The 10,258-nt window shown below is 68.7% G+C and carries 9 protein-coding genes; 3 read left to right on the top strand and 6 right to left on the bottom strand.

All coding sequences use genetic code 11. The features are described from left to right. From I5I_RS00660 to I5I_RS00670, 3 genes are all read right to left on the bottom strand, one after another. Positions 1-365: DUF1361 domain-containing protein (locus I5I_RS00660; protein ID WP_036315105.1), on the bottom strand; the 365-nt coding region annotated here is incomplete at its 3' end. Between the two features lie 25 nt (positions 366-390). Continuing rightward, on the bottom strand, positions 391-1,899 hold the full coding sequence (locus I5I_RS00665) for a tetratricopeptide repeat protein (protein ID WP_036315108.1): 1,509 nt from the start codon (positions 1,897-1,899) through the stop codon (positions 391-393). 55 nt (positions 1,900-1,954) lie between these two features. Then, positions 1,955-3,235 (bottom strand): replication-associated recombination protein A, encoded by a 1,281-nt coding sequence (locus tag I5I_RS00670; protein ID WP_036315125.1) that lies wholly within the window; start codon positions 3,233-3,235, stop codon positions 1,955-1,957. Between the two features lie 188 nt (positions 3,236-3,423). On the opposite strand from I5I_RS00670, the gene I5I_RS00675 reads away from it, so the two are divergent. The 3 genes from I5I_RS00675 to I5I_RS00685 all read left to right on the top strand — a co-directional run bounded on the left by I5I_RS00675 (position 3,424) and on the right by I5I_RS00685 (position 5,948). Continuing rightward, positions 3,424-3,726, top strand: a complete 303-nt coding sequence (locus I5I_RS00675; protein WP_036315111.1) for a hypothetical protein — start codon at positions 3,424-3,426, stop codon at positions 3,724-3,726. Between the two features lie 116 nt (positions 3,727-3,842). Next, complete coding sequence (locus I5I_RS00680) at positions 3,843-5,297, top strand: DUF349 domain-containing protein (protein WP_036315128.1); 1,455 nt, start codon at positions 3,843-3,845, stop codon at positions 5,295-5,297. Between the two features lie 93 nt (positions 5,298-5,390). Further along, positions 5,391-5,948, top strand: a complete 558-nt coding sequence (locus I5I_RS00685) for an SAM-dependent methyltransferase (protein WP_036315114.1) — start codon at positions 5,391-5,393, stop codon at positions 5,946-5,948. Here I5I_RS00685 and I5I_RS00690 read toward each other — a convergent pair. From I5I_RS00690 to I5I_RS00700, 3 genes are all read right to left on the bottom strand, one after another. Continuing rightward, entirely contained in the window at positions 5,927-8,200 is a 2,274-nt protein-coding gene (locus I5I_RS00690; RefSeq protein WP_036315117.1) for a RelA/SpoT family protein, read from the bottom strand. The genes I5I_RS00685 and I5I_RS00690 overlap by 22 nt on opposite strands. A gap of 59 nt (positions 8,201-8,259) precedes the next feature. Continuing rightward, a complete protein-coding gene (gene secF, locus I5I_RS00695) occupies positions 8,260-9,249 on the bottom strand; it encodes a protein translocase subunit SecF (RefSeq protein ID WP_036315120.1) in 990 nt (329 codons plus the stop codon). Continuing rightward, on the bottom strand, positions 9,249-10,258 hold a 1,010-nt coding region (locus I5I_RS00700; RefSeq protein WP_036315122.1), incomplete at its 5' end, for a preprotein translocase subunit SecD. The genes secF and I5I_RS00700, both read right to left, overlap by 1 nt.

Raw genomic sequence — 10,258 nt, forward strand, 5'->3', positions numbered from 1 at the left:
ATGTCGTACCACAGCGGTACCGGCGTGGTTTCTGCCCGATGGCTGAAGTTGAGTTCGGTGATCAGATACACCGAGTTGGGGAAGAACACGAGCCACAGCATCGTGGCGACGATCAGGTAGGCCCATACGGCGACCGCTCCCGCGCCGGCGATCTCCTCGGTCGCCAGGCCGATCACCGGGGTCAGCAGCAGAAGTCCCGCGCCGAGGACCACGGCGAGCAGAACCGGAAGGAAGGAGAGCCCGATGTTCAGCAGCATCGGCCGGTACAGCTTCACGCCGTAGACCCGCGCACGCAGCACGATCAGGACGCCCGCGTACAGGTTGAGCAGCGTGACGGCGATGACGCCGATGAGCAGAACTGGCATCGTGTCAGCCTGTCACACTCGACTCTCAGCGCAGCAGGTCGAGCACGCCCGCCGGATACACGGCGGGTGCGTCAGCCGCCGACAGTGCCGCGATCTCGTACCAGCCGACCGTCGTGTGGCTGTCGCGCACCGCCAGCCGTTGGTCCCGGGGCAGCGCGGCCAACTGCGGCGACTGCACGCGGAAGACGTGGACGATCTCGTGACCTCGACCGCTGGCGCCGTCGAAGATGTTCTCGGTCACCGCTTCGAGCACGACATCGTCGAGCTCGGCCGCCAGCTCCTCGGCGAACTCCCGGACGATGGCGCGCTCCGCCGTCTCGCCGAACTCGATGCCCCCACCAGGGGCGCGGAGGAACTCTCCGTGCTCGTCGGTCTGCGGGTAGGACTCGAGCAGCACGTGCCCGTCCGTGACCAGCAGGCCGACGGCGATCGCGCGGATGCGGGCGAGGCTCGCCAGCTCGCCGGCGTACGCGTCGACGGCTCGGCGATACTGCGGCAGCGTCGGCGCGAGCGTCTGCAGAGCCGTGCGCACCGCTGCGGTCGGCTTCTCGTCGTCATGCAATGCGAGGGCGAGGAAGGCGCGCGCAGAGCTGACCAGCGGGTCGTCGTCGCCGATGGTGCGCAGCAGCGCCATTGCGGAAGAGGCGTCGCCGACGTTGCGCAGCGAGCTCGCCAGCTGGATGATCGCCTCGGTGCGCTGGGGCGCGTCCAGCCCCCGCTCCAGGGCCTGCCGATACAGCGGGATCGCCGCATCTTCCTCCCCGAGCGCGTCGTGCAGTGACGCCCGCTCGAATGCGGCGCGGGCGTCGTCCAGTCCGCGCGCGTCGAGCAGTCGACCCAATTCTGCGCGCGCCGCCGCGGGGTCGTCCGCATCGAGGCGATCCCAGAACAGTGTGAACTCGTCGACGGGCGCTGCCACCGGTTCCGGTCGCAGCATGCTGCCCACGGCCGCGCGTATCCATTGCTGCGCACGTCGCAGCACCGGGTCGGTGAGGGACGACCTCGCGAACACGAGCAGCCCGCGCGAGGCTTCACCCGCGTCGCTCACGTCGCCCGCCAGCAGGTGCGGGATCAGCTCTCCGACTCCGATCGTGCGGACGACACCTGTCTCGCCTTCTTCCCATCGCGGGTCGGCCACGCGACGGCATCCTGCGGCGACGACGACGTTCTTGCGTCGGGTGGAGTTGGCACCCGACCACTCGCTCCCGGCGTGGAACAGCGCCGCGGCGCGATGACCCGTCTCCTCGAGCAGCTCGCGCGCCGCCGCCGTGAGGGCGTCCTCCCCCGCGTCGATCAGGCCGCCGGGGAGCTCACGCACCAGCGCGCGCGGACCGACGCGGTACTGCTCGAACAGGAGCACATCACCCGTGTCGGTGAGAGCCACGACCGCGACGGTGTCGCCCTGCTCGAGCACGTCCCATTCGGAGACCGAGCCGTCCGGGAGACGGTAGGTGTCCCTGCGTACGCGCGTGTAACCGTCGTAGGCCTCGGTCTCGGTGAGCAGCTCCCAGGGCTGCGCGCTCTCGGCGTCCATACGTCGATCCTCGCACCGGCCGTCGGTGCGCCCTCATCGGCGCCCTCGGACGCGCTCAGTCGCCCAGGATCTTGCGGATCTTTTCGACGCGCGCCGCGATGTCGCGTTCGAGTCCGCGTCCGGTCGGCTCGTAGTAGTGGCGGCCCCGCAGCTCGTCCGGCAGGTACTGCTGCGTGGCGACGCCCACCTCGAGATCGTGGGGGTAGACGTAGCCCTTGCCGTGACCGAGCCGCTTCGCGCCCGGGTAGTGCGCGTCGCGGAGGTGAGTGGGCACACGTCCGAAGCCGCCGGCGCGTACGTCGGCGATCGCCTTGTCGATCGCGAGGTAGGCCGCGTTCGACTTGGCGGTCGTCGCGAGGTAGGCGGTCGCCTCCGCCAGCGGGATCCGGCCCTCCGGCATGCCGATGAAGGCGACCGCATCGGCGGCGGCGACCGCGATGACGAGCGCCTGCGGATCGGCGAGGCCGACGTCTTCGGATGCCGAGATCACCAGACGCCGGGCGATGAAGCGCGGATCCTCCCCCGCCTCGATCATCCGCGCCAGATAGTGCATGGCAGCATCGACGTCGGAGCCGCGGATCGACTTGATGAACGCGCTGATGACGTCGTAGTGTTCGTCCCCTTGGCGGTCGTAGCGCAGCAGCGCACGGTCGACGGCCTGGGCCACGTGGGCCGCTGTCACGGCCGGGCGTTCGTCGCCGTCTGGATCGGCGTCGGCGACCATCGCCGCCGCTGCTTCGAGCGAGGTGAGTGCCCGGCGGGCGTCGCCGGAGGCGAGCTGGACGAGTGCGGTGCGCGCCTCGGCATCCAGCACCACGGCACCGGCCAAGCCGCGCGCGTCGGACACCGCGCGATCGAGCAGCAGGCCGAGGTCGTCGTCGGTGAGCGGCTTCAGTGTCAGCAGCAGCGAGCGCGAGAGCAAGGGAGAGATGACAGAGAAGGACGGATTCTCGGTGGTCGCGGCGATCAGGATCACCCAGCCGTTCTCCACACCCGGCAGCAGCGCGTCCTGCTGCGCCTTTGTGAAGCGGTGGATCTCGTCGAGGAAGAGGATCGTCGAGATGCCGTACAGGTCGCGCTGGGTCATCGCCTCCTGCATCACCTCGCGCACGTCCTTCACCCCGGCGGTGACCGCCGAGAGTTCCACGAACCGACGTCCGGACGTGCGCGCGATCGCCTGCGCCAGCGTCGTCTTGCCGGTGCCGGGCGGCCCCCACAGGATCACCGAGACGGCCGTCTTCGCGGCGCCCGCAGGGTCGGCGAGGGCGACCAAGGGAGATCCGGGTCGCAGCAGATGCCCCTGACCGGCCACCTCCTCCAGCGAGGTCGGTCGCATCCGCACGGCCAGCGGGGTCTGACCCTGGAAGAGAGCGGATGCCGATGCCACCGAACCAGGCTATCCGTGCCCGCCGACGTCGGGGTCGACCGCGTTTGTCGACAGCGCTCGCCGGGACGTAGTCTTCCCAGAGCGCCGCGCGGCCCGGATGACCGCGGTCGTGGTGCGCGACGACGAAGGAGGTCCGGGTGGCTGCGGCGGGCAAGAAGCAATCGCGCGACGAGAAAGAACGCGCACGCGTCTATCGGGCACGCCAGGAGTTCCACGCGAGCCTCATCGCGCGCCGGCGCCGCGACAACGTCATCGCCGGCGTCGCCGGAGGACTCCTCATCCTCGCGGTGGTCGGCGGGCAGGTCGCGTACTACACGGCGGGTCCGGGCGCTCCCACACCCGCACCGACAGACGCCGGCACACCCGCTCCGACTCCGGTCGAGCTGCCCGGCTCATCCGAGATCCCCGCCCCGACCCCGACGCCGACGACCGCTCCCTGACCGTCCTGGCCCCCGGCGAGCGTCCGGGGTGGGCGCTCCGCGGATGACGGGCGTGCCCGTATAGGCTTATGCCGACCGAACCCCCATGCGGCGTGCGCCGCGACGAGGTGCTATCCGTGACTGACGTCTCCCCTTCCCAGCCCGACCACGAGCCTGCCGAACAGGTCCCTGTCGAGGACACCGCCACCGTTGCCGCCGAAGAGGCCGCGCCCCTCGTCGACGAGGCGACGGCTGCGGACGCCGCGCCGGCTCCGGCCTCGCCGGCTCCGACTCCGACGCCTCGGGCGATGCCGGTTCCGCGCCCGCCCGCGCGACGCGCCGCGGTCGCCCCGCTTCCGGCGTCTGCGCCCGATTCGTTCGGTCGCGTGGACGACGACGGTACCGTCTCGGTCCGCGAGGGCGACGACTGGCGTGTCGTGGGTCAGTACCCCGATGGCACGCCCGCCGAGGCTCTCGCCTATTTCGAGCGCAAGTACGTCGATCTCGCCGGTGAGGTCACTTTGCTCGAGGTTCGTCACCGCAACGGTGGAGCATCGGCATCGGACCTGCGCACGACGCTGGCGACCGTGCGTGAGCGCGTCGTCGGTGCCGCCGCCGTGGGCGACCTCGCCGCACTGGAGGCGCGGCTGAGCGCGCTGGATGCCGCCCTCAGCGAGGCGTCGGCGGAAGAAGCCCAGGCCCAGCGCGAGGCGATCGACGCCGCCATCGCAGAGCGGACGGCGCTCGTCGAGCGGATCGAAGCCCTGGCCGCCCGCGACCCCAAGTCGATCCAGTGGAAGCAGACGACCGCCGAGATCGGCGAGCTGTTCGCACAGTGGCAGGCCCACCAGGCCACCGGGCCGCGTCTGCCCAAGAGCACGGGTCAGCAGCTGTGGAAGCGTTTCCGCGATGCGCGCGCCACACTCGACAAGCACCGCCGCGAGTTCTACTCGGGCATGGACGAACAGCACCGCGCCGCTCGCGACGCGAAGGCACGCCTCGTCGAGCGCGCCGAGGCGCTCGCCAGCAAGGGCGAGGACGGCATCGGCGCCTACCGCACGCTGCTGGACGAGTGGAAGAGCGCGGGTCGCGCCGGCAAGAAGGCCGACGACGCGCTGTGGGCGCGCTTCAAGGCGGCCGGCGATGCGCTGTACGCCGCACGCAGCGATCGTGAGCAGGCGGATGCCGAGGCGTCGCGAGAGAAGATCGAGGCAAAGCGCGCGCTGCTCGCTGAGGCTGCAGCCGTGCCGCAGGAGAAGGACCTGGTGAAGGCCCGGACGCTGCTGACCGGCATCCAGCGTCGCTGGGACGAGATCGGTCGGATCTTCCCGCGCGAAGCCGAGCGTGGGCTCGACGACGAGCTGCGCAAGATCGAGCAGGGCGTCAAGGCGCGTGAGGATGCCGACTGGAAGAGCAACAACCCCGAGACCAAGGCCCGTCAGAACGACATGACGCAGCAGCTGCGTGATGCCATCGCCGGCCTGGAAGCCGACCTGGAGAAGGCCAAGGCGTCGAAGAATGCGGGAGCCATCGCGAAGGCCACCGAGGCGCTCGAGGCACGCAAGGGCTGGCTGAAGGCCCTCGGCGGCTGAGGACACGTCCTCCCCGGCCGGGCCCCGTCCGAATCTGTCCACAGATCGCCGTCTCCCCGTCCGCGCACCGCGCGCGACGGGGAGACTGCCCTCATGGGCTGGCCCTTCCTCTACTTCGCCGGAGATCGGCTGTCGACGGCTGAGCTGAGCGCGGCTCGACTGGACGGCGATCTCGTCGAGGTCGGCGAGGCCTACATGCCGACGGATGCCGTGGAGACACGGGAACTGCGCGCGGGATCACTGCGTCCGCTGATGTCGGCAGCGCTCGCGCTGACGCGACGATCGGCGGCCTGGGTGCACGGTGCGCTGGCGGAGCCGCCGGTGCGCCATGACGTCCAGCGGTTCTCAGCGCGGCGGATCCATTCCGTGGTCGACAACCGACTGGTCTATCGCGACGTCGCGCTGCGCGGCGAGGACGTGATGGCGATCTCGGGTGTCGCCGTGACCACACCGGCCCGGACGCTCGCTGATCTCGTGCGGGATCAGTGCGGCGGCGTCGACACGGCGGCGGAGATCGCCGCTGTTCTCCGCTGGTCTCCGGGTCTTGCCTCGACGGCCGCGCAGGTCCTGGCCGACGGCCCGCCGCTGCACCACAAGCGCGCGGCCATCGCCGTGCTGCGCACGTGCGCTCAGGAAGAGGTCACCCGGTAGACGTCGTACACGGCGTCGATGCGGCGGACGGCGTTGAGTACCCGGTCGAGATGCACGATGTCGCCCATCTCGAACACGTAGCGGCTGAGCGCGAGGCGGTCGTTGGTGGTCTGCACCGACGCCGAGAGGATGTTGACGTGGTGCTCGCTCAGCACTCGCGTGATGTCGCTCAGCAGCCCGGAGCGATCCAGCGCCTCGACCTGGATGTGAACCAGGAACACGCTCTTGGTCGTCGGCGCCCAGGCCACGTCGATCATGCGGTCCGGATCATCCTGCAGCGACCGGACGTTCGTGCAGTCCGCGCGGTGCACCGACACGCCGCTGCCCCGCGTGACGAACCCGACGATGTCGTCGCCCGGCACCGGCGTGCAGCACTTGGCGAGCTTGACCAGGATGTCGGGGGCGCCGCGCACCAGGACACCAGAGTCGCCGCCGCGGGGCGCCTTCGAGCGTCCGATGTGCGGGATCTCGATCGGGCCCGTGGAGGTGTCTTCCTCAGAGCTGACCAGCGCTGTGACCTTCTCGATCACCGACTGCGTCGATACGTGCCCCTCGCCGACGGCGGCGTACAGAGCCGTGACGTCCTCGTAGCGCAGCTGATGGGCGACCTCGGTGAACGAGTCCTGGTTCATCAGTCGCTGCAGCGGCAGGTTCTGCCGGCGCATGGCCCGCGCGATGGCGTCCTTGCCCTGCTCCACCGCTTCTTCGCGGCGCTCCTTCGTGAACCACCCGCGGATCTTGTTGCGCGCCCGCGTGCTCTTGACGAAGCTCAGCCAGTCCTGGCTCGGCCCGGCATCCGGGTTCTTCGACGTGAAGACCTCGACGACATCGCCGGAGTGCAGCTCCGACTCCAGCGGCACGAGTCGACCGTTGACCTTCGCGCCCATCGTGCGGTGACCGACTTCGGTGTGCACCGCATACGCGAAGTCCACCGGTGTGCCCCCCGCGGGAAGACCGATGACCCTCCCCTTCGGGGTGAAGACGTAGACCTCCTTCGCGCCGATCTCGAAGCGCAGCGAGTCGAGGAACTCCCCCGGATCGGCCGTCTCCGCCTGCCAGTCGGAGATGTGCGCGATCCAGGCCATGTCGGTGTCGACGGCCTTCGTGTCGGACTTCCCGCCCGCCATCCGCTCCTTGTACTTCCAGTGCGCGGCGACGCCATACTCCGCCTGCTGGTGCATCTCGTTGGTGCGGATCTGGATCTCGACAGTGCGTCCGCCGGGGCCGATCACGGTCGTGTGCAGCGATTGGTAGAGGTTGAACTTCGGGGTGGCGATGTAATCCTTGAAGCGACCCGGAATCGGCGTCCACCGCGCATGGATCGAGCCCAGCACGGCATAGCAGTCGCGCACGGTCCCGACGAGCACGCGGATGCCGATGAGGTCGTAGATGTCGTCGAACTCGCGGCCGCGCACGACCATCTTCTGGTAGACCGAGTACAGCTGCTTGGGCCGGCCCATGACGCGCCCCCGGATGCGGAGGTCACGCAGGTCGGCCTCGACGGCCTCGATCACCTTGTGGACGTACTCTTCGCGCTGAGGCGTGCGCTGCTTCACGAGGCTGTCGATCTCGGCGTACAGCTTCGGGTGCAGGACGGCGAAGGACAGATCCTCCAGCTCGCTCTTGACCGCCTGGATGCCGAGCCGGTGAGCCAGCGGCGCGTAGATCTCGAGCGTCTCGGTCGCCTTCTTCGCCGCCTTCTCCGGGGGCACGAAGCCCCAGGTGCGCGCGTTGTGCAGCCGGTCGGCCAGCTTGATGATCAGCACCCGGATGTCTTTGGACATCGCGACGATCATCTTGCGGACGGTCTCCGCCTGCGCGGCGTCTCCGTACTTGACCTTGTCGAGCTTGGTGACGCCGTCGACGAGCATGGCGACCTCGTCGCCGAAATCCGCCGTCAGCTCGTCGAGCCGGTAGTCGGTGTCTTCGACGGTGTCGTGCAGGAGGGCGGCGGCGATGGCGCGCGGACCGAGGCCGAGGTCGGCGAGGATCTGCGCGACGGCCAGCGGGTGCGTGATGTAGGGTTCGCCGCTCTGCCGCTTCTGGCTGGCGTGCGCCCGAGCCGCCACCTGATAGGCGCGCTCGATGATCGCGACGTCACCCTTCGGGTGGTGCGTGCGGACCGTGCGGATCAGCTGTTCGACGCCGTTGCGTGACGGTGCACGCGAGAAGATGCGAGGCACCAGGCGGCGCAGAGTGGAACTGGGCGGGGGCGCGACGTTTCCGGCAGACGTGGGAACCGTCTCGGCCATCCGCTCACCTCCGCCTTGAATGATCCGTCAATCCTACGCCCGGCCGGACCGTGCCCTGCTCATGCGTCGACGCGGGCGCGCTCGCGTGCAGCGAGAACGCGCGCATCGCGCGCCTTGAGGTCCGACTCGTTCTCACGCAGCAGCGAGTACAGCGGCGCCGCGACGAACAGCGTCGAGTATGCGGCGACGATCGTTCCGACGAAGATCGACAGGGAGATGTCGGTCAGCGTCTGCGCGCCGAGCCACAGCGCTCCGATGAACAGGATCGCTCCCGTGGGAAGCGCGGCGACCACCGTCGTGTTGATCGATCGGATCAGCGTCTGGTTCACCGCGAGGTTGACCGACTCGCCGAAAGTACGCCCCGACTTCTCGCCGTCTTCGCGGGTGTTCTCGCGGATCTTGTCGAAGACGACCGTCGTGTCGTACAGCGAGTACGACAGGATCGTGAGGAAGCCGATGACGGCCGCGGGCGAGATCTCGAATCCGAAGAGGGCGTAGACGCCGACCGTGACGACCAGAACATCGATCAGGCCGATGATCGCCGCGACCGACATCTTCCAAGTGCGGAAGTAGATGGCGAGGATCACGAACGTGAGCGCGAGGAAGATCGCGAGCCCCCACAGCGACTGGCGGGTGACATCCTGACCCCAGCTCGGTCCGATGAAGGACGAGCTGACGTCGGACTCCTGCACGGCGAACTTCTGCGCCAAGGCGGTGGTGACGGCCTGGGTCTCCGTGTTGGTCATCTGGTCGGTCTGGATGCGAAGCGCGTCCGAACCGATGGTCGTGACCTTCGTCGTCGCGCCGGGAACCACGGACTGCACGGCCGCCGTCGCAGCGGTCTGATCGGGATTCGCGACCTGGTTCACGGTGAACTGCGACCCGCCGGTGAACTCGATCGAGAACTGGACCGGCCGAAACAGCGGCACGAGGGCGGCCGCGATGACCAGGGCTGCGGCGATGATGAACCACAGTCGGCGACGTCCGACGAAGGGGAAGGAGGTCTTGCCCGTGTAGAGGTCGTTTCCGAACTCGTTCATAGAGCGCATCAGTCGTCTCCCTCCATCGCCGAGTTCGGTCTGCCGGTGTTCTTTGCGGCCAGTTCCGCCTGCTTGCGCTCCGCGATCGTCTGGCGGCGCTCCGCCTCACCGCGTGAACGGCCCGTACGTCGAGCAGCGGAGCCCTTCGCTCCGTCCAGGACCGGGGTGCGGAATTGCGCGCGCCCTCGATAGACGGCGCCGAGCGCATCGGGATCGAGACCGGAGAGCGGGTGTCCTCCGCCGAAGAAGCGGGTACGCGCCAGCAGTTGAAGAACCGGATGGGTGAACAGGATGAAGATCAGGATGTCGATCAAGGTCGTAAGACCCAGGGTGAAGGCGAATCCCTTCACGGTCGCGTCCGCCAGGATGTACAGCACCACGGCCGCGAGGATGTTGATCGACTTCGAGATGTAGATCGTGCGCTTCGCTCGGCCCCAGCCGTCTTCGACGGCGCCCGTGATCGACTTGCCGTCACGAAGCTCGTCGCGGATGCGTTCGAAGTACACGATGAACGAGTCGGCGGTGAAACCGATCGTGACGATCAGACCCGCGACGCCGGCCAGCGACAGGCGGAAGCCCATGCGCCAGGCCAGAATGCACAGTGTGATGTAGGTGAGCACACCCATCACGCCGAGAGAGGCGATGATGACGAAACCGAGCGCGCGGTACACGATCAGCGAGTACAGCGCCACGAGCGCCAGACCGATCAGGCCGGCGATCAGGCCGATCTGCAGCTGCTGCGAGCCCAGCGTCGCCGAGATGGCGTTGTCGCTCACGATGCCGAAGCTGAGCGGCAGGGCGCCGTACTTGAGCTGGTCGGCCAGCGTCTTGGCGCTCTCCTGGTTGAAGGAGCCGCTGATCTGCGGCTTGCCGTCGAGGATCACACCGTTCATGGACGGCGCCGAGATGACCGTTCCGTCCAGAACGAAGGCGAACTGGTTCTGCGGGGTCTTGCCCGCCTGGGTGAACGCGTAGAGCCGCTGGCTGACCTCGCCGAAGATCTTTGTGCCCTGATCGT

Source organism: Microbacterium sp. B24, assembly GCF_000333415.1.
GTDB lineage: Bacteria > Actinomycetota > Actinomycetes > Actinomycetales > Microbacteriaceae > Microbacterium.

Excerpts from the sequence above, each read along its gene's own strand:
- I5I_RS00665 (WP_036315108.1), bottom strand. The coding sequence starts at position 1,899 with ATGGACGCCGAGAGCGCGCAGCCCTGGGAGCTGCTCACCGAGACCGAG.
- I5I_RS00670 (WP_036315125.1), bottom strand. The coding sequence starts at position 3,235 with ATGCGACCGACCTCGCTGGAGGAGGTGGCCGGTCAGGGGCATCTGCTG.
- I5I_RS00685 (WP_036315114.1), top strand. The coding sequence starts at position 5,391 with ATGGGCTGGCCCTTCCTCTACTTCGCCGGAGATCGGCTGTCGACGGCT.
- I5I_RS00690 (WP_036315117.1), bottom strand. The coding sequence starts at position 8,200 with ATGGCCGAGACGGTTCCCACGTCTGCCGGAAACGTCGCGCCCCCGCCC.
- secF (WP_036315120.1), bottom strand. The coding sequence starts at position 9,249 with ATGCGCTCTATGAACGAGTTCGGAAACGACCTCTACACGGGCAAGACC.